25 protein-coding genes and 1 pseudogene are annotated in these 26507 nt (G+C 68.5%); 13 read left to right on the top strand and 13 right to left on the bottom strand.

Features of this window, described 5'->3' with window-relative positions:
- Positions 1-36: 36 nt before the first annotated feature.
- Entirely contained in the window at positions 37-1170 is a 1134-nt protein-coding gene (locus ACYQOP_RS16395; protein WP_461223065.1) for a spore photoproduct lyase family protein, read from the top strand.
- A gap of 43 nt (positions 1171-1213) precedes the next feature.
- Here the strand turns inward: ACYQOP_RS16395 and ACYQOP_RS16390 are convergent, their stop codons facing one another.
- Positions 1214-1618 (bottom strand): winged helix-turn-helix transcriptional regulator, encoded by a 405-nt coding sequence (locus ACYQOP_RS16390; protein ID WP_461223064.1) that lies wholly within the window; start codon positions 1616-1618, stop codon positions 1214-1216.
- Positions 1619-1694: 76 nt separating this feature from the next.
- Between ACYQOP_RS16390 and ACYQOP_RS16385 the strand changes: the two genes are divergently transcribed.
- A complete protein-coding gene (locus ACYQOP_RS16385; RefSeq protein WP_461223063.1) occupies positions 1695-2306 on the top strand; it encodes an FMN-dependent NADH-azoreductase in 612 nt (203 codons plus the stop codon).
- Between the two features lie 126 nt (positions 2307-2432).
- On the opposite strand, the gene mutL is transcribed toward ACYQOP_RS16385, so the two are convergent.
- From mutL to ACYQOP_RS16370, 3 genes are all read right to left on the bottom strand, one after another.
- Entirely contained in the window at positions 2433-4415 is a 1983-nt protein-coding gene (gene mutL, locus ACYQOP_RS16380; RefSeq protein ID WP_461223062.1) for a DNA mismatch repair endonuclease MutL, read from the bottom strand.
- 71 nt (positions 4416-4486) lie between these two features.
- Positions 4487-5311 carry a hypothetical protein gene (locus ACYQOP_RS16375; RefSeq protein ID WP_461223061.1) on the bottom strand — a complete coding sequence of 275 codons (825 nt, stop codon included), beginning with the start codon at positions 5309-5311 and terminating at the stop codon, positions 4487-4489.
- On the bottom strand, positions 5308-5757 hold the full coding sequence (locus ACYQOP_RS16370) for an abscisic acid-deficient protein Aba4 family protein (protein WP_461223060.1): 450 nt from the start codon (positions 5755-5757) through the stop codon (positions 5308-5310). Before ACYQOP_RS16370 ends, ACYQOP_RS16375 begins: the two co-directional genes overlap by 4 nt.
- 39 nt (positions 5758-5796) lie before the next feature.
- Between ACYQOP_RS16370 and ACYQOP_RS16365 the strand changes: the two genes are divergently transcribed.
- Positions 5797-6450 (top strand): TetR/AcrR family transcriptional regulator, encoded by a 654-nt coding sequence (locus tag ACYQOP_RS16365; RefSeq protein ID WP_461223059.1) that lies wholly within the window; start codon positions 5797-5799, stop codon positions 6448-6450.
- Between the two features lie 498 nt (positions 6451-6948).
- On the opposite strand, the gene ACYQOP_RS16360 is transcribed toward ACYQOP_RS16365, so the two are convergent.
- Positions 6949-7965: a KpsF/GutQ family sugar-phosphate isomerase gene (locus tag ACYQOP_RS16360; RefSeq protein WP_461223058.1), complete on the bottom strand. Its 1017-nt coding sequence runs from the start codon at positions 7963-7965 to the stop codon at positions 6949-6951.
- A 123-nt stretch (positions 7966-8088) separates the two neighbouring features.
- A complete protein-coding gene (locus ACYQOP_RS16355) occupies positions 8089-8358 on the bottom strand; it encodes a hypothetical protein (RefSeq protein ID WP_246747895.1) in 270 nt (89 codons plus the stop codon).
- Positions 8359-8677: 319 nt separating this feature from the next.
- Between ACYQOP_RS16355 and ACYQOP_RS16350 the strand changes: the two genes are divergently transcribed.
- Positions 8678-10366 carry a methyl-accepting chemotaxis protein gene (locus ACYQOP_RS16350; protein ID WP_461225350.1) on the top strand — a complete coding sequence of 563 codons (1689 nt, stop codon included), beginning with the start codon at positions 8678-8680 and terminating at the stop codon, positions 10364-10366.
- Positions 10367-10416: 50 nt separating this feature from the next.
- On the opposite strand, the gene uraD is transcribed toward ACYQOP_RS16350, so the two are convergent.
- Positions 10417-11358, bottom strand: coding sequence for a 2-oxo-4-hydroxy-4-carboxy-5-ureidoimidazoline decarboxylase (gene uraD, locus ACYQOP_RS16345; RefSeq protein ID WP_461223057.1), 942 nt, complete (start codon positions 11356-11358; stop codon positions 10417-10419).
- A 186-nt stretch (positions 11359-11544) separates the two neighbouring features.
- Between uraD and ACYQOP_RS16340 the strand changes: the two genes are divergently transcribed.
- The 5 genes from ACYQOP_RS16340 (at position 11545) to ACYQOP_RS16320 (ending at position 15302) form a co-directional block, all read left to right on the top strand.
- Entirely contained in the window at positions 11545-11688 is a 144-nt protein-coding gene (locus ACYQOP_RS16340) for a hypothetical protein (protein WP_311273905.1), read from the top strand.
- 22 nt (positions 11689-11710) lie between these two features.
- Complete coding sequence (pucL, locus tag ACYQOP_RS16335; protein WP_461223056.1) at positions 11711-12553, top strand: factor-independent urate hydroxylase; 843 nt, start codon at positions 11711-11713, stop codon at positions 12551-12553.
- A gap of 51 nt (positions 12554-12604) precedes the next feature.
- Positions 12605-13099: a P-loop NTPase family protein gene (locus ACYQOP_RS16330; protein ID WP_461223055.1), complete on the top strand. Its 495-nt coding sequence runs from the start codon at positions 12605-12607 to the stop codon at positions 13097-13099.
- Positions 13100-13213: 114 nt separating this feature from the next.
- A complete protein-coding gene (locus tag ACYQOP_RS16325; protein WP_461223054.1) occupies positions 13214-14644 on the top strand; it encodes a protein adenylyltransferase SelO in 1431 nt (476 codons plus the stop codon).
- 76 nt (positions 14645-14720) lie between these two features.
- Positions 14721-15302 carry a hypothetical protein gene (locus ACYQOP_RS16320; RefSeq protein WP_461223053.1) on the top strand — a complete coding sequence of 194 codons (582 nt, stop codon included), beginning with the start codon at positions 14721-14723 and terminating at the stop codon, positions 15300-15302.
- 85 nt (positions 15303-15387) lie between these two features.
- On the opposite strand, the gene hpxZ is transcribed toward ACYQOP_RS16320, so the two are convergent.
- From hpxZ to ACYQOP_RS16290, 6 genes and pseudogenes are all read right to left on the bottom strand, one after another.
- Positions 15388-15768 (bottom strand): oxalurate catabolism protein HpxZ, encoded by a 381-nt coding sequence (gene hpxZ, locus ACYQOP_RS16315; protein WP_056425448.1) that lies wholly within the window; start codon positions 15766-15768, stop codon positions 15388-15390.
- A gap of 8 nt (positions 15769-15776) precedes the next feature.
- Positions 15777-17186 carry an AtzE family amidohydrolase gene (locus ACYQOP_RS16310; protein ID WP_461223052.1) on the bottom strand — a complete coding sequence of 470 codons (1410 nt, stop codon included), beginning with the start codon at positions 17184-17186 and terminating at the stop codon, positions 15777-15779.
- A 13-nt stretch (positions 17187-17199) separates the two neighbouring features.
- Positions 17200-17406: a DUF4089 domain-containing protein gene (locus ACYQOP_RS16305; protein ID WP_419953794.1), complete on the bottom strand. Its 207-nt coding sequence runs from the start codon at positions 17404-17406 to the stop codon at positions 17200-17202.
- A gap of 19 nt (positions 17407-17425) precedes the next feature.
- Positions 17426-19034, bottom strand: a pseudogene (locus ACYQOP_RS16300) (regulator).
- A 46-nt stretch (positions 19035-19080) separates the two neighbouring features.
- Positions 19081-19755, bottom strand: coding sequence for a cysteine hydrolase family protein (locus ACYQOP_RS16295; RefSeq protein ID WP_461223051.1), 675 nt, complete (start codon positions 19753-19755; stop codon positions 19081-19083).
- Positions 19756-19921: 166 nt separating this feature from the next.
- Positions 19922-20665: a GntR family transcriptional regulator gene (locus ACYQOP_RS16290; protein WP_461223050.1), complete on the bottom strand. Its 744-nt coding sequence runs from the start codon at positions 20663-20665 to the stop codon at positions 19922-19924.
- A 519-nt stretch (positions 20666-21184) separates the two neighbouring features.
- Between ACYQOP_RS16290 and ACYQOP_RS16285 the strand changes: the two genes are divergently transcribed.
- The 4 genes from ACYQOP_RS16285 to ACYQOP_RS16270 all read left to right on the top strand — a co-directional run bounded on the left by ACYQOP_RS16285 (position 21185) and on the right by ACYQOP_RS16270 (position 26485).
- Positions 21185-22156 carry a hypothetical protein gene (locus ACYQOP_RS16285; RefSeq protein ID WP_461225349.1) on the top strand — a complete coding sequence of 324 codons (972 nt, stop codon included), beginning with the start codon at positions 21185-21187 and terminating at the stop codon, positions 22154-22156.
- Between the two features lie 151 nt (positions 22157-22307).
- Positions 22308-23669 (top strand): 8-oxoguanine deaminase, encoded by a 1362-nt coding sequence (locus ACYQOP_RS16280; protein ID WP_461223049.1) that lies wholly within the window; start codon positions 22308-22310, stop codon positions 23667-23669.
- 115 nt (positions 23670-23784) lie between these two features.
- Positions 23785-25362 carry an ABC transporter ATP-binding protein gene (locus tag ACYQOP_RS16275; RefSeq protein WP_461223048.1) on the top strand — a complete coding sequence of 526 codons (1578 nt, stop codon included), beginning with the start codon at positions 23785-23787 and terminating at the stop codon, positions 25360-25362.
- 46 nt (positions 25363-25408) lie between these two features.
- Positions 25409-26485 (top strand): ABC transporter permease, encoded by a 1077-nt coding sequence (locus ACYQOP_RS16270; RefSeq protein ID WP_461223047.1) that lies wholly within the window; start codon positions 25409-25411, stop codon positions 26483-26485.
- Positions 26486-26507: the final 22 nt, after the last annotated feature.

Below are 26507 nucleotides of genomic sequence, written 5' to 3'. Positions count from 1 at the left end.
GGGAACCCCGGGGCATCGCCGCCGCGTTGCCCCGCTATGGTCCTCGAAGACGCTACACACGATCCCCTGACGGCCGAACCGGCGAAGGCCGGGCCGGTAGAGGGGCTGCGTGACGCGCGCCTGTGGAGGCCGCGCCGTGTCCTGGTGACGCCGGCGGCCCTGGACCATGCCCATGGCCGCGCGATGCTGGCGCGGGCCGAGGCGCTCGGTCTCCCGGTGGAGCGTCTGAAAAGCAACCGTCTCACCGGCCTGCGCGACGCGGATCCGCGCCGGGCCTATCGCGAGGCGAAGGCGACCCTCGCCATCGTGGTGGCGCCCCCTACCAAGCTGAGGCTGCAGCCGATCCCGCCCAGTGCCGACTGGCGCTTCGATCTCGCGGAGGGCTGCCCGGCCCATTGCCAGTATTGCTACCTCGCCGGCTCCCTGTCCGGCCCTCCGGTGACGCGGGCCTATGCCAATCTCGACGCGATCCTCGGGAATCTGCCGGCCTATCTCGGTGAGGGCAGCGTCACCTCGGCCCAGGCCGGCCGGGTCGAAGAGGGCACAACCTTCGAGGCCTCCTGCTACACCGACCCCCTCGGCATCGAGCACCTGACCGGCTCGCTCTCGGCGGCGATCACGCATTTCGGCGCCTGGGACGCGGCGGTGCAACTGCGGTTCACGACGAAATTCGCCGCCGTCGAGCCGCTTCTGGCCCTGCCCCATCGGGGCCGGACCCGCGTGCGGTTCTCCCTCAACGCGCGTCCCGCCGCGCGCTACGAGGGCGGCACCGCCAGTCTCGACGCCCGCCTGCAGGCGCTCGAGGCCATGGCCCGCGCCGGCTATCCGGTAGGTCTCACCATCGCGCCGATCATCGCCGTTCCCGATTGGCCGGACGCCTATGAGGGACTCCTGCGGGAGGTGGCGGAGGCGCTGTCCGGCGTCTCCAAACCCGACCTCACCGTGGAGCTCATCACGCACCGGTTCACGCCGGGGTCGAAGGACGTGCTCCAGGGCTGGTATCCCGGCTCCGACCTGCCGATGCGGGAGGACGAGCGTAGTCGCAAGCTCACCAAGTTCGGCTCGGTGAAATACGTCTACCCCCGCGATCTGATGCGGACCATGCGGGAGACGATCACCGCCGCCGTCGCGCGCGAATTGCCCTTCGCGCGGGTCCTCTACTGGACCTGATCGGCCGATCCGCCCAACGGCTCGGCTTCCGAACGTCCGCGTATCAGCCCGGACCCGCCTTGCCGTCTGCATCGAAACGGGTCCGCGCGGCCTGGATCGTGGGCAGGTTCGCGAAGGCCCAGGAGCCGAGCGCCTGGACCGGCACCTGAAGCGAGCGGCCGAGCTCGGTGAGTTCGTAATCCACCCGGGGCGGGATCGTCGGCGTGACCGTGCGCGAAACGAGGCCGTCTCGCTCCAGGCCGCGCAGGGTGAAGGTGAGCATCCGTTGCGAGATGCCGCCGATGATCCGCTTCAACTCGTTGAAGCGCCGGGGCCCGTCCGTGAGCGTCATCACCACGAGGATGCTCCATTTGTCGCCGACGCGCGCCAGCACCGTACCGACCACCCGGCAATCGCCGGGGCGGTGGGAGGCCTGTGCCTCGGTTACCTCCATGTGTCCGGGTTCCACCAATGTGCCTCCTTGCGCGAGCGCCGCTCCGGTACTCTATAGCGCCTCGGTATATTTCTGATACTGAGGATCGAACATGAACCTTCTGCACATCGACAGCAGCATCCTGGGCGAGCATTCCGTCAGCCGCGCGGTCTCGTCCGCCATCGTCGCCCGCCTCCGCGCGGGGGCAGCGGACCTCGAGACGACCTATCGCGATCTGGCCGCCACGCCGATCCCCCATCTCTCCGGCGCCTATCTCGCAGGCCATCAGCCCAACGCGACCAACACGCCCCACATCCAGAACGACGTCGCACTCGGGCGCGCGGTGCTGGCGGAGTTCCTGGCCGCCGACATCGTGGTGATCGGCGCACCGCTCTACAATTTCACGATCTCGACCCAGCTCAAGGCATGGATCGACCGCATCCTCGTGGCCGGCCAGACCTTCAAATACACCGAGAGCGGCGCCGTCGGCCTCGTGCCCGAGAAACGCATCATCGTCGCCGTGTCGCGCGGCGGCCTTTACGGTGCGGGGTCGCCGACGGCTTCGGCGGAGCATGCCGAGACCTATCTGCGGGTCGTCCTCGGCTTCATCGGCGTGACCAACCCCGAATTCGTCATCGCCGAGGGGATCGCCCTCGGTCCCGAGGCCCGCGAGAAGGCCCTCGCCGGGGCGCTCGACGCGGCTTCCGCCCTGCCGACCGGCTGAGGACGGACGAGCCGGCGCCACTCTCTAGAGCTGCGCCCGACCACGTTGGGCCGGGGCACATCTCCAGGCCTTTGTTTTGCCGCGCTCTTTTTCGCCGAACCGGCATCCACTTCGGCGGAGAGCGCTCTAGCGCCGGCCGAACAGCCGCTCGATATCCTGGAGCTTCAGTTCCACGAAGGTCGGGCGGCCGTGGTTGCATGTGCCGGCGAACGGGGTGGCCTCCATCTCGCGAAGGAGCGCGTTCATCTCCTCGGGGCGCAGGCGCCGGCCGGCGCGGACCGAGCCGTGACAGCTGATGCGCGAGAGGATCGCGTCGAGACGCCGCCCGAGCGGACCGCCCTCGGTGCCGTCCGCGCTGCCCTCCTCCAGCCCGCTCGCGTCGAGGGCGTCCAGAACGTCCTCCAGCAGGCGGCGGGTGGATGCACCGGCCAGCGCCGTCGGCATTTCACGCACCAGGACCGCACCCGTGCCGAAAGCCTCCAGGGTGAGGCCGAGCCGGTCGAGGTCGGGTGCGGCGGCGACGAGGCGCTCGGCGTCCTGGGGCGCCATCTCCACCACGTCCGGGATCAGGAGGCCCTGGCGGGCGATGCCGCCGGCGGCGCGCTCGCGCTTCAGCCGCTCGTAGACGAGGCGCTCATGGGCCGCGTGCTGGTCGACGAGGACGATTCCGTCGCGGGTCTGGGCGACGATGTAGGTCTCGTGGAGCTGCGCGCGGGCGGCACCCAGCGGGTGATCGTCCGGCAGGGGCTCCACCTCCGGCTCGCAGATATCGGCGCCGGGCGGCGCGAGATCACCGGAGAACAGCGCCTGTCCGGCTTCCTCGAACCCCGCCCCCTCGAATCCTGCCGTCTCGAACCCTGCCCCGGACCGATCGAACGCCGCTTGCGGGGCCTCGAACAGGCCCGCCCGCGCACCGAAGGACGCTGCCGGCGCGAGGCCGGCGGGCGCGCCGAACGAGGGCAGGCCCGGCGGAAGCGGTGCCCTGCCCGACCAGGCGCCACGTCCCGAATGTGCGGTCATTGCAGGCCGCATCGTCGATGAGGGATGGCCCGGACGCAGGGCGTCCAGGGTGCGGGCGGCCCCCGTGCTGGCGTTGCGCGCTCCGACCTGCCGCAGGGTCTCGTGAATGGCGCTGACGATGAGGGCGCGGACGAGGCCCGGCTCGCGGAAGCGCACTTCCGTCTTGGCGGGATGGACGTTCACGTCGACGAGGGCGGGATCGCAGGTAATGGCGAGGCCGAGCACCGGATGACGGTCCGAACTCATCGTGTCGGCATAGGCCCCGCGCACGGCGCCCAGCAGCAGGCGGTCGCGCACCGGGCGGCCGTTGACCGTGAAGTGGATCTGGTTGCCCGCACCGCGATGGTAGCTCGGCAGGCCGATATGGCCGGACAGGGCGAAGCCTTCCCGCGCCATGTGGAGGGGGGCGGAACTCGCGCCGAAATCCGACCCCAGCACGGCCGTGAGCCGGCGCAGGTCGGCGTCGTCGCCGGTCTCGGCGGCGAAGACCAGGGGGCTGCCGCTCTCGGAGCGGAGGGCGAAGCGGATCCGCGGCTGCGCCACGGCGAGACGCCGCAACCCATCGGCGATGGCCAGCGCCTCGGCGCGGTCGGATTTCAGGAATTTCAGCCGCGCCGGCGTCGCCGAGAATAGGTCCGTCACCTCGATCCGCGTGCCGCGCGGGCTCGGTGCGGGGCGGACCTCGCCCTTGATCCCGGCATCGACCACCAGGGTCGATCCGGTCTCGGCGTCGGCGGTGCGGCTGGTGAGGGAGAGGCGGGCCACTGCCCCGATGGAGGGCAGCGCCTCGCCGCGAAAGCCGAGGGAATCGATACGGGTCAGGTCCCCGCCGGGGAGTTTCGAGGTGGCGTGACGCTCCACCGCGAGGGCGAGATCGTCGGCGCTCATGCCGGCGCCGTCATCCACCACGCGGATCAGCCGGCGGCCCCCCGCCTCGATCGTCACCTCGATGCTGGTGGCGCCCGCATCAATGGCGTTCTCCACCAGTTCCTTCACGGCGGAGGCCGGGCGCTCCACCACCTCGCCCGCGGCGATGCGGTCCACGAGGATCGGGTCGAGGCGGCGGACGGGGCGGAGCACGGGTGGCATTCCCCCGACCATAGGCGAGCGCGCCGCCGCCTCAAAGCGCTGCCCGCGTCATCGCGGTGGGAAGGACGCGGTCAAAAGAAGGGAAAGGCGAGGCCCTGACCGGCCTGGACCCAGGCGATTGCGATGACAATGCAGAGGAGGCAGGCTGCCAGCGTCACGAGCATCCGTCGCCTCGGCAGGCCGAGGGCGATGAAGCCGGCGGCTGCGAGCGGCACGATCTGTTCCCCATGCATGCCGAGGAAATGGGCGATCCTCAGATCGCCGCCCGCCCGGTTCCAGCCGAGAAGGGGCAGGCTGGCACCGGTTGGGCCGACCGCATGGCCATGGTTGACGCTGAGGGCGATGCCGGTGGCAGCCCCGAGGATCACCGTCGTCGCGAGGCCGAGAAGGACGGCCAGGCGCAGGCTCGGCTCAAGGCCCGGACGTGGACGGACCGCCACCGCGATGACCAGGGGAATCTTGGCAGTGAGCAGGGTCAGCGCCATGATCCCCATCGCGGCGTAGAGGGACGCGTGCAGCGCATCGCCGTCGTTGAAATGCGAGGCCTCGGCCCGCGCCGCCTGCAGAGTGATGTAGCCGAGTTCGAACCCGCCGGCGATGATGAGCAGGAGCCGGCCGGTGCGCAGCGAGCGGGAGCGGCGCCGATCCGGCCGGACGTAGCCGGTGAACCAGGCGAAGGTCAGGGCGTATAGACCGACCGAAACGAAGAACTTCGCGGGCTTCGCCCAGACGAAGGCGCCATCGACGAGCCGCCCATCGACCAGGGGGAGTGCCAGGGTGACGGCGCCGGTCAGCAGACAGGCGAGGCCGAAGGCGGTGAGGACGGGATCGTCCGCCCGAAGCCGGGCGAGTGCCGTGGGGCGGGGAGCGTCTCCGCCGAGGGTGAAGGCGATCATGTCCGGGTCTCCAGGCCGAGCCTGCCGGTGCTGAATCCGATGACGAGGGCGAGGAGCAATCCCGCCGGGCCGACCAAGAAGGTGAGGACGAGGCAGGGCAGGAGCAGCAGCGGCGAGATCCCCGCCCCGATGCCGGAACGGGCGATCCAGGTGCCGACGAAGAGGTCGAAGGCCAGATAATGAATCCAGCCGGCGGTGAGCGCATGATCGTCCGCGAACAGGGCGCGGACCGCCTCAATGGAGTCGAAGCCGCCTTTCGCTCCCCCGGCCAACCCTGCCGCCAGGGCGCCGAGATAGGCCACCGCCAGGAATGCCGGCAGGACGAGGCCGGTGCCGATCCAGGTAGCCCTTCGGAGACGGGGAGCGAACAACGCGATGGCGAGGGCGATCCAGCCCAACAGGGCGATCGTGCTGCAGAGGGAGAACAGGCTGGCTGCGGGGATCACGTCTTGCCCATCCTTATCTTGACATCGTATAGATCGAGCATGGACAAGCATCTTGACACTGTCAAGTCGTCGAAGGACGTCGGAACGACCGAGGCTGCTGCCTACCATCACGGCGATCTGCGTTCCGCCCTGATCCAGGCGACGACGGCCATCCTGCGCGAGCGCGGGATCGACGGATTTTCCCTAAGGGAGGCGTCACGACGCGCGGGCGTTTCGCCGGCGGCCCCACAGCATCATTTCGGCGACGCGCGCGGATTACTCACCGCCGTGGCGACGGAGGGGTTCCGGATGCTGGGCGACGCGCTGGCGGCTGCCGATTCCACCGCGACCGACCGAGACGGGCGCATCCGTGGCCAGGGCCGGGCCTATATCGGCTTCGCCCTCGACCATCCGGCCGAGTTCGACACGATGTGGCGCTGTGCGCGGATCGACGCCGGCAATGCCGCTTACGCTTCTGCGGCCGGGCGCGCCTTCGGGCTCCTGAAAGCGGCGGTGGCCGGAACCCCTTTCGAGGATGGCGGACTACCGGCGGTCTCCAATCATGCCGCCCCGGACCCGAAGGCCGTCGCCTGCTGGTCCCTGGTCCATGGCCTCGCTCGGCTCGCCCTCGACGGAGCGCTGGGGCCGGCCGAGGCGGCGCGTGGGGCGATCGACGGGATGCTGGAGCCTATCCTCGACTGCCTGACGGTTTGATGCCGGGGCGACCCAGCTCGGTTCCCGCTCTCACCCCAAGACTCTAATGGGTCACACATCTGCTCGACATCCGTTCCCTTGATCCAGGCGGGTTCGACATGAGGCGCGACGGGCTCCCTCTCCTGGAAGGAGAGGGCTGGGGTGAGGTGTGGTCCATCTCCGGAGAGGTCACATACCTCACCCTGTCCCTCTCCTTCCGGGCAGGGCCATCGCATATGGTACCGCGCCGTCATTCCGGGTCGCCAGAGGCGAGCCCGGAATCCAGATCCGCTGACGGTGCAAAGTCCTGCACCGCCTGTGTTTCTGGATCCCGGGCTCCGCTGCGCGGCCCCGGGATGACGGGGTGCTGCGTTTCAATTTCTCGACGAGTAAATCGGCATATGCGATCACCCTGCCTTCCAAGAGAGGGGACTCTTGCTGCCCGCGAGATGTGTGAGTGCCGTGCCCCAAGACCGGGGGGCGGATACGCTCCGGTCTTCGCGGAGGAAAGGCCCGTGGTCAGGCGACCCCGGCCCGCAGCAGGTCGTGATAATGGACGAGGCCCACGGGGCGCTCGTTCTCCACGACGATGAGCGAAGTAATCTTCATCGATTCCTGGATTTCCAGGGCCTTGGCGAGAAGGGTCTCCGGGCTCACGGTGCGCGGCCGGACGCTCATCAGCGCCTCGACGACGAGGCCGTCGAGATCGGCCCTGAACACGTTGCGGCGCAGGTCGCCGTCGGTGAGGATGCCGGCGAGGCGGCCGTCCTCTTCCACCACCACCACCGAGCCGAATCCCTTGGCGTCGATCTCGGCGATGGCGGCGCGCATGCCCGTGCCGCGCCGGACCACCGGCAGCTGGTCGCCCGCATGCATTACCTCGCGGACCTGGCGGAGCGAGGCTCCCAGGCGTCCGCCGGGATGGTAGATGCCGAATTCGCGGGCTGAGAAGCCGCGGGCCTCGAGCAAGGCGATGGCGAGGGCGTCGCCCAAAGCGAGCTGCATCGCCGTGGAGGTCGTGGGCGCGAGCCCGTTGGGACAGGCCTCGCGGGCCTTGGGCAGGGTCAGGCAGATATCGGCCTCCCGCCCGAGGGTCGAGCCGGCATTCGCCGTGATGGCGATGAGGCCGACCCGGTAGCGCCGCGCATAGCCGATGATGTTGGCGAGTTCCGTCGTTTCGCCCGACCAGGACAGGGCGACGACGACGTCCTCCGGCTGGATCATGCCGAGATCGCCATGGCTGGCCTCGGCTGGATGAACAAAGAGTGCCGGCGTGCCGGTGGAGGCCATGGTCGCGGCGATCTTGCGGCCGACATGGCCCGATTTACCCATGCCGGTGAGGATGGCCCGGCCCTTGGCGCCGGAGATCCGGGCGACGGCCTCGGAGAAGGCCGTGCCGAGACCGTTGCCGATGGCCTCCATCAGGCAGCGCAGGCCCTCGCGCTCGGTCTCGATGGTCCGAAGGGCGGAGGCGACGGCGGGGAGGTGCCCGGCATCGGGCTCGGAAACCCGCTTCTCCGCTGCAGCAACGCCCATCCGAGATCCCCGTATCGTCGCCGGTGCGCCCGGCACCGTTCCAAGCCGCCTATGCAAGGGGAATGTGGTCGGATGGGGGCTTGGCGTCGTCGACGCTCCGAGCCCGTTGCGCCAACGGCGCAATCAGGGGCGCGGGGACGGATGCGTGTGAGGGGCGTGGGGCGGCACCTTCGGCTCATCGGCCCGAATGCCCCCCGCACCTTGCGGCACCGGAACGGCATCGCCGCTCCGGATGGCTTCGGCTTCGTTGCGAGGCCCGGCCACGCCTTCCGTTCCGCCCGGTGCGGTGGCGGCGTCGCGGCCCGAGGGGGCGCCGTAGCTCTGCGCGGCAGCGAGGCTCGCGGATGCGATCACAAGACCGGCGGCGAGAGTAACGGTGAAGAAGCGTGTCATCGGTCGTGCTGCCACGGTTGAATGTATCACGGTGATTGGTTGTCGGCACGTCAAATGGAAGTCAATGCAGTGCAATCCGCATGCCGGAGCAGATCCCAATGCGCGATCGTCCTGTTTCGGACGAATGGGGAAATGGGGCGGGGCACGGCCGGATTGGGCATCGCCCTGCAGATCTCTGACGATGACAGAAGAATACATGTGTCGCGATGGGATGAGGAAGAGACGAGGCAATCAAAAGTGAACCTTAAGGATTCCGAGGGAGTGTCGACATTCGATCGCCCCACCGAATGACCGGATGGTGGTCTTGATGAGGTTCGTTGTGACGCTCCAGGCTCTCCCGATTCGCACGAAGCTCATCGTGGCTTTCTCGATACTCACCGTCTTCATCATGGGATTGGGGCTGCTCGGGATTCTGGGCACCCTGCGCATGCGTGAACAGGCGCTCCACATCGAGACCAACTGGCTTCCCAGTATCCGTGTACTTGGCGAGATCGATACACTCACGGCGAGAAACAGCGCCGTCATCCTGCGCCATGCCCAGGAGACCGATGCGCAGAAGCAGGCCACGATCGAGGGCGACCTCGTCCGTTTCGGAAAGAAGCTCGAGGAGAAGAAGAAATCCTACGAGACGATGATCGCGTCCCCCGGCGAGCGCGACCTCTACGAGGCGTATACCCGTGAGGCCGCGAAATTCGCCGTGGTGCGCGACGCCATCATGGATCTCTCCCGCAGCGGAGAGAAAGCTCAGGCCTTCGCCCTGTACGAGACCAAGGGGCTCGCCATCCGCCGGGGCGTGTCGGAGGCCCTCGAAAAACTCGTGAACCTCAATAATGTCGGTGCGGATATGGCACAGGCGCGCAGCAAGGAAGTGTTCGAGCAGACCCGGACCCTAGGCATCTCCGCCATCGTCGTCGCCGTCGTGCTGTCCGTGCTCTCCGCCCTCGTCATCATCCGGGGCGTCACCGGAGGGATCGATTCCGTAGTGCGGCCGATGCAGACCCTCGCTGCGGGCGACCTCTCCGTGACCATCCCGCACCAGAAGGCCCGGACCGAGATCGGGCGCATCGCCGATGCCGTGCAGGTGTTCAAGGACGGCCTGTTGCGCATGAAGGCTCTGGAGGAGGAGACCGCCCTGGCACGGGCCGGCGCGGAAGCACAGCGCAAGTCGGCCATGCGAACCATGGCCGACGGTTTCGAAGCCGCGGTCGGCGGGATCATCCAGAGCGTCACGAGTTCGGCGACGCAACTGCAGGCGACAGCCCAGAGCATGGCCGGCACCGCCACGGAGACCGCTGCGCAATCCACCAGCGTCGCCGCGGCTGCCCATCAGGCCGCGTCCAACGTCACCACCGTGGCGGCCGCGGCCGAGGAACTCGGCTCGTCGGTGCACGAGATCGGCCGTCAGGTCAGCGCCTCGGCCGACATGTCCCATGCCGCCGTTCAGGAGGCTGCCCGGACGACGACCTTCGTGAAGGACCTCAACTCGGCGGTGCTGAAGATCGGCGATGTGGTGACGATGATCACCTCGATCGCGGCCCAGACCAATCTCCTCGCTCTGAACGCCACGATCGAGGCGGCGCGCGCCGGCGAGGCCGGCCGCGGCTTCGCCGTGGTCGCGGCGGAGGTCAAGGAGCTCGCCAACCAGACGGCCAGGGCGACCGAAGAGATCGGCGGGCACATCGCCTCGGTGCAAAGGTCGACGGATCAGGCGGTCTCGGCGATCGGCGGCATCACCACGCGAATCCAGGAAATCAGCGGCGTCTCGACGTCGATCGCAGCCGCCGTGGAGCAGCAGGGCGCCGCGACACAGGAGATCGTTCGCAACGTGGCCCAGGCCGCTACCGGCACGAGCGAGGTGACGGTGAACATCGTGGGCGTGGCGGGCGCCGCCGAGGAGACGGGAGCGGCGGCCAGCCAGGTGCTCGGCGCGGCATCGGAGCTGTCACGCCAGTCCGAGCATCTCAACGTCGAACTCGGCCGCTTCCTCGCGACGATCCGCGCTGCCTGACCGGGGCGCTCCCTCGCGGGATCTGCCACTCACCGTCTCCACGGACGAGCTCAGCTCCCGCGATAGGTCTGGTAGCTCCAGGGGCTCGCCACCAGCGGGACGTGGTAGTGACCCTCCGGGTCGCTCACCCCGAAGCGCAGGGTGACGATATCGAGGAAGGGCGGTTCCGGCAGTCCGGGATTCGTCCGCCGGAAATGGTCGCCGATGCCGAACCGCAATTCGTAGGCCGCGATCGGCACCGGCCTCCCGCCGATGAGGGGCGCGTCGGTGCGTCCATCGGCGTTCGTCACCGTGCTGGCCACGAGGGCGGCCCTGTCGTCGGAAACCCATTCGTACAGGGACACCGCGACCCCCGCCGCCGGCCTGCCGGAAGCGGTGTCGAGGACGTGAGTGGAGACGCGGCCGGTCGTGCGCAGCCTGCCCTCCCCCTTCACTAGAGCATCGAGGCGGATCGCGGCGATCCGGAACACCTCCTCCTCTGCTGTCGCCCGCTCCATCGCTGGCGTCGAGGCCAGACGTTGCTCGAACGTGCTGAGCAGCGAGGCGCGGCCGTGTCGCTCGACGCACAGGATGAAGGGAAAGCCGAACGTTGCGCGATAGCGCGCGGTCAGGCTCTCGCACCGCGCAGACTCGTCCTCCGAAAGCCGGTCGAGCCCGGCCGAGGCTCGTTCGGCATTTGCATCCGCAGCAAACGTACCGGCGCGGGCGGCGTATTGGCCAAGCTCCGCGTGGTTGGCCAGGAGAGCGAGCCGATCCGGTTCCGGAGCCGCCTCCACCGCGGCCCGCATGGCGGCGAAGAGTTCGGCCAGCGTCGCATAGGGACGGCCTCGCACGGCGGCCTCGGCCACCCACGGCGCATGATCGAACACCGCCTCGAGGGCCGTCACGAAATGCGCGGCCGGTGCGGTGTTGAGGCTGGCGAGGTCGAGTTTGGCGAAGCCGGAGACGGCAGGCTCCGTGCCGCCAGCCCCGGTGGCCGCTGAAAGGGTCATGGCATCCCTCGCTGCTGGTTCATGCCGCCTCGACGGCTCCGGCGGAGGTGCCGAACCGAGCCGGTTTCATGCGCTTTCGTAGCAGGCAACGGACCAGATCGGGCAAGCGGCATCGGGACCCTATCCGCTCCGGGCCGTAGGCTCGGCCGATTCCGCTGGCATACCGCTTGCGGACGATTTTCCCGCTTGCAGACGATCTTCCGGAGAACCGGGACCCCCGCGCTCTGTCGGAGCGGCGGACCGAACGGCATCCGCTGGCCGGTGATGATCGGTCTGGTCTTCCCCGACAGGTCGTTCTCGCAGACTATCGCCCATGCGGCCGAGGCCTGAGGCAAACGAGAAGGAACCGATCATGGCCCTGACGGCGTCGACCTACGGCAAGGGACGGGTGCGGGTGATGCGGCTCGCCCGCGACGGCGACCACCATACCCCGCGCGAACTCGACGTGAAGGTGCTGATGAAGGGCGGCTTCGACCGTGCCTGGACGGCGGGCGACAACCGGGCCTGTGTCGCCACCGACAGCGTCAAGAACATCGTCAACGTCACGGCGGCGAAGCATCTCACGGCGGAGAAGGAAGCGTTCGCCGGCGCCGTGGCATCGGTCTTTCTCGACGCCTACCCGCAGGTCGAAGAGGTCGTGATCGAGGCGCGAGAGACGCGCTGGCTGCGCCACGCCATCGCGGGCGTGCCGCATGGCCATACCTTCACCCTCGACGGCAACGGCGTCGGCTTCGTCAAGCTCACGGCGAACCGCGCCGGGTCGGTGCTGAAATCCGGCTTGCGCGGCTACACCTTCATGAAGACGACCCAGTCCGGCTGGGCCGATTTCGTCGACGATCAATACCGTACCCTGCCGGATACCAGCGACCGCATCGCCGCGACGAGCATGGACGCGACCTGGACCTGGGCCGGCATCCCGGCCGATTATGCTGCCGCCAACGCCCAGGTGCTGGCGACCCTCATCGCGGTGTTCGGCACGACGTACAGCTACGGTGTCCAGGACAGCATGTACCGGATGGGCGAGGCGGTTCTGGCCGCGATCCCGGAGATCGTCGAGATCGCCTTCGCCATGCCCAACAAGCACTACATCCCGATCAACCTCGTGCCTTTCGGCCTCGACAACCCGAACGCTGTGTTCCTGCCCACCGACGAACCGCACGGACAGATCGAGGCGACGATCGGGCGGGAGCGGTAGCGCGGCGCACACTCTGGCGGCGGCGACCGCTCATCGGCTAAGCAGGTCCGCATGCAGCGCGTGATCGTCATGGGGCCGCCGGGCAGCGGGAAATCGACCCTGGCGAGACGCCTGGGCTCCGCCCGCCGCCTGCCCGTCTTCCATCTCGATCAGGCCTATTTCCGTCCGGGCTGGGAGCCTGTGCCGTCCGAGGCGTTCCGCGCCGAGGTGGAGCGTCTCGCGGCGCTCCCCCGCTGGATCATCGACGGCAACTACACCGACACGATCGGGCCGCGCTTCGAGGCGGCGGACACTCTGGTCTATCTCGATCTTCCGGCCTGGCTGACGATGGCGCGGGTGATCCGCCGGCTGGCGGCGAGCTACGGCCGGGTCCGGCCGGATGCGGCTCTCGGTTGCCCGGAGCGGCTCGATATGGAGTTCCTGCGCTACGTCTGGACTTGGAACCGCAAGAGGCGGGCGAGGAACCTCGCTCTGATCGAACGGTTTCCCGGCAAGGTCGTCATTCTGGCGAGCCGTGCGGAGCAGCGCCGGTTCGAGGGGGCATGACCCTCCCCCGATAGGCGCTCGCGTCATCGGGGGTGGCTGCCTTCGGGGGTGGCTGTCATCGCAGCGCCGCTCTCGCTAGAGTCCGGCCTCCATCGCAGGAACCCGCGCTCGCCCATGCCATCACCCCGCACCGCCGCGAAGCACACGGAACTCGGCACCGACTTCTACGACGTCGTGGCCGCCGCCGATTTTCCGAAGACGATCCTGCGCTATCGCAACCGGCCCTGGTCGGCGCGGGTGGGGCTCGACGGTCTGTCCGACGAGTCGTGGATCGCGCATTTCGGCCGTTTCCAGCCGCTACCCGGCAGCCTGCCCCAGCCGCTGGCGCTGCGCTATCACGGCCACCAGTTCCGCTCGTACAACCCCGATCTCGGCGACGGGCGCGGCTTCCTGTTCGCGCAGCTCCACGACCTCGCGGATGGGCGTCTCCTCGATCTCGCGACGAAGGGCAGCGGCACCACGCCATGGTCGCGCACCGCCGATGGCCGCCTGACCCTGAAGGGGGGCATGCGCGAGATTCTCGCCACCTCCATGCTCGAGGCTCTGGGCGTCAACACCTCGAAGAGCTTCAGCCTGATCGAGACCGGCGAAGACTTGGAGCGCGGCGACGAGCCCTCCCCCGCCCGGTCCAGCGTCCTGGTGCGGCTGAGCCATTCCCATATCCGCATCGGCAGCTTCCAGCGCCTGCTGGCGCTGGACGAGCCGCACAACATCCAGAAACTCCTCGATTACACGGTGGGGACCTACCTGCCTGAGGCGTGGCGGGATGAGACCGGGCCCCGCGCCGTCGCCTTCCTCGAGGAGGTCTGTCGCAGGGTCGCCCGCACGGGCGCCCAGTGGATGGCGGCGGGCTTCGTCCATGGGGTGCTCAACACCGACAACATCAACGTCACCGGTGAAAGCTTCGATTACGGCCCGTGGCGCTTCGCGCCCACCAGCGATCCGAGCTTCACCGCCGCCTATTTCGACGTTCAGGGGCTCTACAGTTTCGGCCGGCAGCCCGAGGCGCTGTTCTGGAACCTCAGCCGGCTCGCCGAATGCCTGATGCCGCTCGCCGACCGCGAAGCCCTCGAAGGCGCGCTGAAGGTCTTCGGGACGAGCCTTCAGGATGCCTTCGCCGAGGCGCTCCTGGCCCGGCTGGGCCTGGCAAAGCCGGCGGACGAGGCGGATTTGCACCGGTTCGTCGCCGCCTTCTGGGGCTTCCTGGCGAAGAGCCGGGCGCCGTTCGAGCAGACGTTCTTCGATTGGTATGGCGGCCTCGCCAGCACCGACCGTGCGGCGGCGAGCCCCTCCTCCGCCTTCTACGAGCGCGAGGATTTCGCCGCCGTCAGAACCAGCCTCGCTTCCCTGTCCCCGGTGGAGGGAATCCGGCTCGATCACCCGTATTTTGCGCGGCGCGAGCCCTGCACGATGCTGATCGAGGAGGTCGAGGCCCTGTGGGATCCGATTGCCGAGCGGGACGATTGGTCGGCGCTCCATGCCAAGCTCGATGCCATCGCCGAGATGGCGGTGGCCTATGGTACGGCGCCTGCACCGGCCGTCTGAGGCGACGCCCTGTTTCGGACACATGGCTGCGTAGGTTCGGGCGATGGCGGCGGTCGATGTCCGCCAGGACGGCACGATGACGGATATTCGGATCACGGCGGGCTCCTTCGGCGAGGGAGTGGCCACCTACGACAACGGCGTGTTCCGCTTTCCCAACGGCGATATCCGTGGCGTGGAGGATCTCTCCGATCTCGGCCTGCCGACCGACCCGGCGACGGAGCCGCATTGGAGCGGCGACATCGTGCGCGGTCTCCAAGGCGCGCTCGCCACGACGACCAAGGCCCTGCCGTCGCCCTTCGGTTTTGCGGCCTCCTTCGTGGGGCTCGGGCTCGATGTGCTCGAATCCTCGGCCACGACCACCGCGACCCTGCCGATCACCTTCACCGACGGCGCCAGCGCGACGATGGCCGCCGACCACGCCATTGCGGCGATCCTTATGCGCGACCGTGAGGTGGTGCGCCTCGCACTCGAACGGAGGGCTCCCACCCCGGCGGTCGAGCCTGCACCGGCCCCCGAGCCTGCGCCGGCGCCCGAGTTGGCGCCGATGAGCCCGGCATCGGATCCGGCCGACCCGACCCTGACCTCGATGTTCCAGTACGAGAAGCGCAAGGGTCGCCTGCGCCGCGTGGTGACCGAGAAGGCGCCTCAGGAGACGTGAGCACGCGCTACCGCCCCGCACGTCGCTGACGCTTGCTCTCCTATAAGCGGTCTCCGCGAGAGGAGCAGGCCAGGGCTCTCCGCGCCTATCCGTCGATGACGCTCACATGCGCGGCGACGACCTTCCAGCCATCGGGAAAACGGATCCAGGTCTGGCTTTGCCGACCCACCTTGCCGGGCGATCCGTCGCGGCGGAACAGGGTCATCGCCACGGCCGTATCCCGCCCATAGGCCGTGATCACCGTATCGGACAGGGTCCGTTCCAGCCCGGCCGGTGAGCGCGCGCGACGGAAGGCACGGATCGCGTCCATGCCGTAGAGGTTCTCGCCCCCGCCATAGCGGATGGTCCGGGGATCGTCGTGGAACAGGGCTTCCAGCGTCGCCACGTCGTTGCCGGTGAGTGCCTTTTCATAGGCCGCGAAAGCGGCCTCGACCTCGGCGATCACGTCGGCTGCGTCGATGTCCATCGGCTCGCTCACAGGATCGCATGCGGCGCGGAGACAACGCCGTTCCTCTCCAGGTGGCGCGCGACCCGGAGCGCCAGATCCTCGCGCCACGGAGCGGCGATGATCTGGACACCGAGGGGCAGGCCGTCATCGACACGTACCGGCACCGCCACCACGGGCAGGCCGATGAACGAGATCGGCTGCGTGAAGACGCCGATATTCGCCCGCACCGGCAGCGTCACCCCGTCGAGCTCGAAGGTGACCTGACCTGATTTCGGAGCCCGGCACGGGGTCGAGGGTGCCAGGATGATGTCGACCTCGCGGAACAGGTCGAGCATCGCCGCCCGGTACCAGCGGCGGAAGCGCTGCGCGCGCTCGACGAAGGGGGCCGGAATCATCGCTCCCGCGATGAGCCGGTCGCGCACGGCCGGGTCGAAATCGGCGGCGCGGGTCCGCAGCCGGTCGAGATGGAGGGCGGCACCCTCGGCGGCGGTGATGAGATAGGCTGCGGCCCGCGCCCGTGCGGCTTCGGGGATCTCCACCCGGCGCTTGGCGCCCAGGGATGCGGCGAGGGTTTCCACCGCCACGAAGGCCTCGTTATCACCGCCACGCGCGAAGTATCCGCCCGCCACGGCGATGCGCAGACCGCCGATGCCGTCATCGAGGCTCGGCATGGCGGGATCGGGCGCGCGGGTGGTCGCCACCGGATCGTCCGGATCGGCCCCCTGCATGGCATCGTAGGACAAAGCGAGGTCGGTGACGCTGCGCGCCATGGGGCCGAGATGATCGAGGCTGCCGACGAAGGGGAAGCTTCCCGCCCGCGTCAGCCTTCCATAGGTGGGCTTCAGCCCGAAGCAGCCGCAGAAGGCGGCGGGGACGCGGATCGAGCCGTTGGTGTCCGAGCCGAGGGCCAGCGGGACGAGGCCCGCGCCGATGGCGCCGCCCGAACCCCCGGACGAGCCGCCGGACATGTGCCCGAGATCGTGTGGGTTGCGGGTGGCGCCGTCATGGACGTTCTCGCCGGTGAAATCATAGGCATACTCGCCCATGTTGAGGCCGCCCACGAGGATGGCCCCGGCCGCTTCGAGCCGTCGCACCAGGGCGCCGTCACGCTCGGCGGGGGCGAGATCGCGGTTGATCTTCGAGCCCGCCCGCGTCGGCAGGCCCGCGATGTCGATGAGGTTCTTCACCGCGAAAGGGACGCCCGCCAGGGGACCCAGCGCCTCACCACGGTTCCGCGCCGTATCGATGGCATCGGCCCTGGCCAGCGCGCGCTCGGGCAGCACGTCGGTGAAGGCATTCACCGATGTGTCCACCCGGGCGATGCGCGCGAGCACGGCCTCGACCGTTTCGCGGGCGCCGATCACCCCGTCCCTCACGGACTCGGCGATCTTCGCCGCGTGCATGGTGCTCGGATCGTTCATCGTGTCGTTCGTCATTGCGTTCTGCTGCTCACGCTACGAAGACCGGAGCCGGCTCTGCCTCGTCGGGCAGGGGAAAGGCCGCGACGAGGCCGGCAGTGGCCTGAAGCACGGTGAGGTTCGCCCCGATTGCCGCGATCCAGGCGGGGTCGAGGGGAATGCCCAGGAGCGAGGAGGCGGCGTCGATATAGGTGTCGAGCCCCCCCGGTGCGGGTTCGGTCTTCGGCATCTCGACCATGATCGTCTCCCTGTCTCTTCTATTCCGCTGGCAGCGCCGACGAGACCGGCAGGAGCCGCTCCCCGGCGGTGGCGCGGGACGCTGCGTAGAGGAGCCCCGCCACCATGAGATAGGCAAGGGCCAGGCCGGGCTTCACCGCGATTCCCACCGCGGGGCCATGCATGAAGCCGAAAAAGGTCATCACCGCCCCGGCGCCCGAGAAAGCCGCCGCCTTGGCGAAATCGCGCTCGACGATGAACACCGCGATGGCGCCGAGGATCAGCCCACCCAGGATCGCGCCCTCGCCGAGCACTTCGAGCCCGCCATAGAGCACGCCCACCTGTCCGAGCTTGTCGAGCCCTACCGCCGCCGCGCTGGTGCCCGCCGCGCCCAGCGCGCCGTCCACGAGGGTCTTGGCCCAGGCGGCGAGATGCGGCGCGAAGGCGAGCACGATCGCTGGCGCATGGGAATGCGGCGTCTCCTGGAAGGCCTGCGCCCCGATGAGCATGCCGATGTAGAGCAGGATCGGCGCGATCGCGACCACGGGTACGAGGCTGGAGAGCAGCGACACGAGATTGAGCCAGCACAGGGCCAGGATCACCAGACCCGTGCCCACCGAATAGCCGATCCGCCCGCCCATCGCCTTCCAGCCGGGATGGCCGATATAGACCGCGTTGATGCAGGGGGTTGCCCATCATGCAGCCGATCAGGCTGACGGCGCCGTCGGCCGTGAGGACGCGGGTGGTCGGATAGGCATCCCCGGCGACCTCGGCACTCTCGACATTGTCCATGGCCTCCACGAGATCGTAGATGCCGAACGGGATCGCGGTCACCAGGATCACGCCGAGGAACTCGAACCCGCCGAAGACGTGGCCGAAGGCCGGCAGGGGAATCGAGAAACCGATTCCCTGGATGGCGGCGAGGAAACCGGGACCGCTGACCCCGCCCATGTCGAGGCCGAACGGCTTGGCGCCCCAGGCCACCACCATCCCGAACAGGATGGCGACGAGGCCGGCGGGAATCCGGCCGGGATAGCGCAGGCCGCCGAACCAGGCGAGGAGGATGATGGCGAAGGCGACGACACCGATGACGGGTGTCGTGATCATCTCCAGGGCCGGACGCATGGCGATGAAGGTGACCGAGACGCCGGCCAGCGTGCCGAGGAGCGCGGCGCGCGGCGTGACCCGCCGGATGACGGGGGCGACGAAACCGCCGATCATCAGGATGAAGCTCTGGATGAAGACCCAGGCGAGGCCGGCCTCCCAGCCTTTCACCGGATCTCCGGTGGCGAGCTTGATCGGCAGCATGATGACGAAGACGACGATGAACATGTGCGGCACGCTGATGCCGGATGGCAGGGCGCAGACGTCGCTCCGGCCCGTCGCCTTCGCCAGGCGATAGGCCAGCCAGCCGTAATAGGCGGTGGAGAGGCACAGCATCAGCCCGATGGCCGGCAGGATGCGCCCGAAGGTGATGGCATCGGGCATGCCGAGGACGAAGCGCAGCAGGCCGGTGAGGACCAGGAGGTTCACCAGGATGTTGGTGCGGAAGCCGAAGAAGGCGTTCCAATCCCCCGGCACCCAGAGGCTGGGACGGAAGACGCCGCCGATCCCGCTTGTCGTTCCGCCCGAAGCCGATCCCGCTGCCATGGTCCACCCTCCCCGTCCCGCCGCCATCAGCCCGTCCCGCCGATCGTCATCCGGGCGTGGCGAGGGCCGTCAGGACGGCCTCCGACGACGAGACCCAGCCGAAGATGCCGCCCTGCGCCTTGATCATCTCCAGGCCGATGCGGTGGAATTCCGGGAAGTAGGAGGCGCAGCAATCCGCGAGCGCGACGCAGCGATAGCCCCGGTCGTTGCCTTCACGGATCGTCGTATGCACACAGACTTCCGTGGTGACGCCGCAGACGAGCAAGGTGGCAATGCCACGCTCGGCCAGAACCGCCCCCAGTTCGGTCGCGTAGAATGCCCCCTTGCCGGGCTTGTCGATCACGATCTCGCCCGCCGACGGCGCGAGATCCGGCACGATGTCGTGTCCGGGCTCGCCGCGGATCAGGATGCGGCCCATCGGGCCGGGGGCGCCGATCCGCGCCGTCGGCTCACCCCGTTCGAGCTTGGCCGGCGGTGCGTCCGACAGGTCGGGCAGGTGACCTTCGCGTGTATGCACGACCAGCATCCCGGTGCGGCGTGCCGCGGCGAGAACGGACCGGCAGGGCGCGACGGCGGCCAGCAGGAGCGAGACGTCGTTGCCCAGGGTTTCGCCGAACCCACCGGGCTCCAGGAAGTCCCGCTGCATGTCGATGATGACGAGCGCGGTGGTGGCGGGATCGAAGGCGAGATCGGCGGGCTCCGCGCTGAGCGTGACACTCATGACCTGCACACCCGATCGTCCGATGCCGCGTTCTCGAATCCCGGCGTCGGTGCCGATTCGGTCGCGATGTCGTTGCGATCATGTATGCACGGTAGCTCCGGCACACGCCCAAATGATGCGCGATCCTGCGTCGTTGCGCGCCAGGTTGTGGAATCCTTGCGCTGCCTCAGCGGTTCGAGCGCTCCGGCCTGTCGATCCCCGCTTCCGGTTCGACGGCGGAGCGGCGGTCGTCATCGCGTTCGTGAGCGGCTTCGCGCTCCCGCGCCGGCTCGGCATCCACGCTCTCGAAGACGTCCTCGACGATGCTCATATGGATCAGCATCGCGGCATTGGCCGCCGCCGCGTCGCGCCCCAGCACCGCGCGAACGACGGCGTCATGCTCCGCATGCGATCGATGGAGCCGGCCGGGGGCCTTGAACTGCGCCTTGCGGTAAGGTGTCAGCCTTCTGCGAAGCGAGACCGCGATCTCCTCGACGACGCTGTTATGGGCGCCGGCATAGAGGAGGCCGTGAAACTCCTGGTTGGCGGCCATGTAGCCCGCCCTGTCATCCGCATCCGCCAGCCGGGCCATGCCGTCATGCAGGGACCGGAGCTGGCTCCGCTCCTTGGGCGTCATGCTCAGTGTCGCGAGCCTCGCGCAGGTAGCTTCGATCTCCCCCATGGCGATGAACAACATGTCGAGTTCGTCGAGCGCCATCCTGCGCACCATGGCGCCCGCGCGCGGACGCAGGTCGATCAGTCCCGTCCCGCTCAAGAGGCGCAGGGCGTCGCGGACGGGCGTTCGCGACACGCCGAAGCGCTTGGCGAGGACCTGCTCGTCGAGATGAAGGCCCGGTGGGAAAACGCCGGCCAGGATGTCGTTCGCGATCTGGTCCGCCAGATGTTCGGCGCGGGTCTGTGATGCAGGCACCGGTCTCTCGATGAAGCGGGGGACGAAGACGACCCGAAGGGACGCGGTCGTACCCTAGCGCAGTTTCTCGTGCCGTGAATGCATGGTGTTGCGAGAAGCAGACTTATCGAGACCGGCTTGGTGCTGCAACATTCCCCAGGACGACCACTATAGCCGTCGATTCGGGAGACCATGCCTTCCGGGTCGCGCTTGAAAGTACCGGAATTTTTCATATCGTTTTTAACGATGCCAGTTGGGTCGGGCCTCATGATCGTCAATGACTTGCCGGCGAAGAGGAATTGTTAAACTATCAAGTTCGAATCGATATATGTGCATTGACTGCCGGTCGGACGGTGGCCCCCTGTATTTGTTGTCGACTCGTACCCTCGGCGCTTTTGTTGCATATTTGCACATATCGGGTCGCCAATTCGCACATCCTCTCCGGCTCGCGTGTCCTGGCATATGGGTTGCAGCCTTCGATCCCCATGAGCGCGATGCTCGGAAGAGGGATTGAACATGTCGGGCATCCCGAAAGCGCTGATGGCGGCCGTGGTCTCGTTGCTGGTGACGGCGCCCGTTTTCGCCGCCGACCTCGTGAAGGCTCCCGCACCCGCACCGCTCCCCGATGCGCCCGGATCGTTCTTCCTCTTCTCGGATACGCAGTTCAGCTACCGTTATCAGTTTCCGTCGTCCGAGCCCGGCGTGCAGGTTCAGAATTCCGACGGCTCGTTCAGCACGCGCGGTATCCCGAAGCACATCTACAATATCTCCCATGCCAATGCCTGGGCCTACGGCACCAACTTCTTCACGCTGGACATCCTGAAATCCGCCTCGCAGGACCCCGGCGGCACCACCAACGCGCCGGGAGGCTTCGCGCAATACGATTATGGCGCCACGGAAGCCTACGGCCTCTATCGCGGTACGCTCAGCCTCAATGCGCTCACCGGCACGAAGGCCTTCGCGGTGCCGGGCATCATCAAGGACATCTCCCTGTCCTATGGTTTCGACGCCAATGCCAAGAATACGGCCTTCGGCCCGCGCAAGCGCGACGTGGTCGGCGGACTGAACTTCGCCTTCGACGTGCCGGCCGGGTTCATCAACGCGTCCGTCCATGCCTACAAAGAGTGGAACCGGAACGGGTTCAACACCTATCCCAACCGCGACGTCAGCTTCGACACGGTCCCCGAATTCGAAATCGTCTACAGCCTGCCCCTGAGCTTCACCGGCCTGCCGCTCAGCATCGCGGGCTTCAACAACATCGTGCTGCCCAAGGGGCGCGGCGTCACCGACGTGACCGCGTTCGCCTTCAACGCGAAGACCGGTCTCGAATTCCTCTCCCGCACCAATCTCGTCCTCGACCTCGGCAAGCTCGTCTACGACACACCCAACAAGGTCGATGTCTTCATCGGCTTTCAGTACTGGCTGAACAAGTTCGGCGCTCAGGAAACGGCGACGTTCAAGGGCACGGAAGAGAAGAGCTTCCTCGCCGGCGTCTCGTTCCACGTCTTCTGAAGCAAGGTTTTCCTAGGAACGCGCCGGTCGGGAAGGTTCGCGTCCGGCGGGGAGCGCTTCTGGAAGGACGCGTCCGTCCACCTCACACCAAGGCGTGACGAGGCCGGGGCAACGCTCCGTCCTTCCTCCGGCGAAGGGACTGACGGGCACGATGGCAGAAGCGGGCACACCGAGGCGGGTCTGGATCCGCAATCCGCTGGCGATCCTCGCGGAGGATGCGGGCGGGGGCATCGTCGTCGAGGGAACGCGGATCGTCGAGCGGATCGCGGCGGGAGCGCAGCCTTCGCGAGCCGTGGACGAGACCTTCGACGCGAGCCGCCACGTCGTCATTCCCGGGCTCGTGAACACGCATCACCATTTCTTCCAGACGCTGACGCGCGCCCATCCGGTGGCGTTGAACAAGCCGTTGTTCCCGTGGCTGCAGGCCCTCTACACGGTGTGGGACAAGATCACCCCCGACGCGTTCCGCCTCGCGACCCGGCTCGCCTATACCGAGCTCCTGCTCTCGGGCTGCACCACGGCGGGCGACCACCACTACCTCTTTCCCAAGGGCCTCGAATCCGCCGTCGACATCCAGGTCGAGGAAGCGGGCCCGATCGGCATCCGCGCCTTCGTCACCCGTGGTTCCATGAGCCTGTCGGTGCGCGACGGCGGCCTGCCGCCCGAATGCCTGACGCAGGACGACGATACGATCCTGGCCGATAGCGAGCGCGTGCTGCGCCTGTTCCACGATCCGAAGCCGGGGGCCATGGTGCAGATCGGGCTGGCGCCCTGCTCGCCCTTCAGCGTGACCAAGCGCGTGATGCGCGAGAGCGCGGCGCTCGCCGAGCGCTACGATTGCCGCCTGCACACCCATCTCGGCGAGACCCTGGACGAGAACACATACTGTCTCGACGTCTTCGGCCAGCGCCCGGTGGATTACATCGAGGAGATTGGCTGGATGCAGAGCCGGACCTGGCTCGCCCACGGCATCCATTTCAACGACGAGGAGGTGGTCCGTCTCGGCAGGGCCGGCGTCGGCGTGTGCCATTGCCCGACCTCGAATATGACGCTCGCCTCCGGCCAGTGCCGGACCTGCGAGCTGGAGGCCGCCGGCTCGCCGGTGGGGCTCGGCGTCGACGGGTCGGCCTCGAACGACAATTCCAACCTGATGGAAGGCGTCCGCCACGCCCTGATGCTCAACCGCCTGACCTACGGCGCTGAGCGCGTCACCCATCTCGACGCCCTGCGCTGGGCGACGGAGGGCTCGGCCGCCTGCCTCGGCCGAAGGGATATCGGCCGGATCGAGGAGGGCCGCGAGGCCGATCTCGCCCTGTTCACCCTCGACGAACTCCGCTTCTCCGGCGCCCACGACCCGTTGGCGGCGCTGGTCCTGTGCGGCGCCCACAGGGCCGACCGGGTCATGGTGGCGGGGAGCTGGCGGGTGGTGGACGGGCAGCCGTTGGGCATCGAGACCGGGCAGCTGCGCGAGGCCCATACCCGCCTCGCCCACGCGCTGCGGAGCGGATCGTGACGGCGGCCGCGGGCAGGAAGGCGGGTGGGCTGCGTGCTCGCCCGATCCTGCGCCGCGCCCCGCAATGGCGGCGTGGTCCGATGGCCTCGCCACGGAATCGGGGAACCCAGCCCTCATGACGGATGCGACCCCGAGCCCGGCTCCCGCTACCCCCGCTCCCCCGGCTCCCGCTACCCCGGCTCTTGCCGGCCAAATTGGCGCGACGCCGCTATTCGGTGCCTACGGCATCGTCAAGCGCTTCGGCGACTTCACGGCCAATGACGGCGTCGATCTCGAAATCCGTGCCGGGGAGATCCACGCCCTGCTCGGCGAGAACGGGGCCGGCAAGTCGACGCTCATGAAGATCCTCTACGGGCTTCTGGAACCCACCGAAGGGGTCGTGACTCATCGCGGCGACATCGTGAAGCTCGCCAACCCCGAAGCCGCGCGGGCGCTCGGCATCGGCATGGTGTTCCAGCACTTCTCACTCTGCGAGAACCTCACCGTGGCGGAGAACATCGCCCTGGTGATGCCGCCCGACATGAGCCCGAAGGCGCTCAGGGAAAAGATGTCCACGGTGGGCGCCACCTACGGCCTGCATCTCGATCCGCATCGCCCGGTCTGGTCGCTCTCTGCCGGCGAGCGCCAGCGCATCGAGATCATCCGCTGCCTGCTGCAGGACCCGCGCCTCGTCATCCTCGACGAGCCGACATCGGTGCTGACGCCGGGTGAGGCGGAAGGCCTGTTCACGGTGCTGGAGCGACTGCGCGACGAGGGCCGGGCGCTGCTCTATATCTCGCACCGCCTCGACGAGGTGCGCCGGCTCTGCTCCCGCGCCACCATCCTGCGTGGCGGCAAGGTCGTGGGCGCCTGCGACCCGCGCCAGGAGAGCGCCCGGTCGCTGGCGGCGATGATGGTGGGCGTCCAGGTCGGCGAGGTGAAGCCGCCCTCCGGCATCCCGCTCGGCGCGGCGCGGCTCGTCCTCTCCAATCTCTCGCTGGCGACGTCGGGCCTGCACGGCACGGCGCTGAGCGACATCTCGCTCACGGTCTCGGGCGGGGAGATCGTCGGCATCGCGGGCATCGCCGGCAACGGACAGGCCGAGTTGTTCGATGCGCTGTCCGGCGAGGCTTCGGCACCCGAGGCCGGCATGGTGACGTTCGACGGCGTTCCGGCCGGGCGCCTCGGCATCACCGAGCGACGCCGCCACGGGGCCTGCTTCGTGCCGGAGGAGCGCAACGGCCACGCGGCCGCCCCGACCCTGAGCCTGTCCGACAACGCCCTCCTCTCGCGCCACGCCACTGCCGGCCTCAGCCGCTTCGGTTTCCTCCGCAACGCCGCGGCCAAGGCCTTGGCGCAACGCGTGATCGCCGCCTTCGACGTGCGCAAGGCCGGGCCGGACCCCGCCGCCGGCACGCTCTCCGGCGGCAACCTGCAGAAATTCCTGATGGGGCGGGAGATCATGGCCGAGCCGGGGATCCTCGTCGTCAACCAGCCGACCTGGGGCGTCGATGCGCTCGCCGCCGCGCATATCCGGCAGGCCCTGCTCGATCTCGCCGGGCGCGGGGCCGCCCTGCTGGTCATCAGCCAGGATCTCGACGAACTGTTCGAGATCGCGGGCCGCATCGCGGTCCTGCGTGACGGGACGCTATCGCGGGCGGTGCCCGCGAGCGAGACGAGCCGCGAGGCGGTGGGGCTGCTGATGGGCGGCTGAGGCATCGAATCGACGCCGCCGTCAGCGGCGAAGGAGGTGGTGGCCCATGCGCATTGACCTGTCGCCGCGCACCAACCGCTCCCCCCTCATGGACGGCCTCGCGCCGATTCTGGCCTTCGTCGTCGCCGTCGCCATCGGCGGCATCGTGGTCGCTGCCATGGGCCGTTCGCCGGCCGCTGCCTTCGTCACCTATTTCGTCGCGCCGTTGAGCGAGGTGTGGTCCCTGCAGGAGGTGGCGCTGAAGGCCGCGCCCCTCGCCCTCATCGCCATCGGCCTCGCCTTCTGCTTCCGCGCCAATGTCTGGAATATCGGCGCCGAGGGCCAGTTCGTCGTCGGTGGCCTGTTCGGCGGCTGGATCGCCGTGGCGACGCACGGGGCGGAGGGGAACACCCTCTGGGTCCTACCGCTGATGCTCGTCGTGGGCACGCTGGCCGGCATCGCCTATGCGCTGATCCCGGCTTTGCTCAAGGTCTGGCTCGGCGTCTCCGAGATCCTGACGAGCCTGATGCTGGTCTATGGCGCCGAATTGCTGCTGGACTACATGGCGCGTGGACCCTTGCGCGATCCGGCGGGCTACAACTTTCCCCAGAGCGTCACCTTCGACGACGCGGCCCGCCTCCCCTACCTGATGGAGGGGGACACGCTCCATGCCGGCGTCCTCATCGCCCTGGCGGCGGTGATCATCGCCGCCATCGTGCTGGCGCGGACCTTGTTCGGCTTCGAGGTCCGGGTGGTGGGGGCGAGCCCGCGCGCCGCCTGTTTCGCTGGGTTCAGCGATGTCCGCCTGACGCTCGCGGTCTTCGCGGTCTCGGGCGGTGCGGCGGGGCTCGCCGGGATCGCCGAGGTGGCGGGCAAGATCGGCCAGCTCCAGCCGTCGATCTCGCCGGGCTACGGTTTCACCGCCATCATCGTCGCCTTCCTCGGACGGCTCTCCCCGGTGGGAATCCTGGTGGCGGCCCTGGTGATCGCACTCACGACCATCGGCGGCGAGGGCGCGCAGATCGACCTCAAGCTGCCCCTCGACCTCACCCGCGCCTTCCAGGGATTGCTGCTCGCCCTCGTGCTCGGGGCGGACGCCCTGTCGCGCTACCGCGTCCGTTTCGTGCCGGGGACGGCGACGTGACGGGCGTGACACCCCTGTCGGC

This window comes from Methylobacterium sp. CM6247 (genome assembly GCF_054817925.1).
Note: the sequence above shows the minus strand (reverse complement) of the source record. Positions and strands in the feature narration are given on the sequence as shown.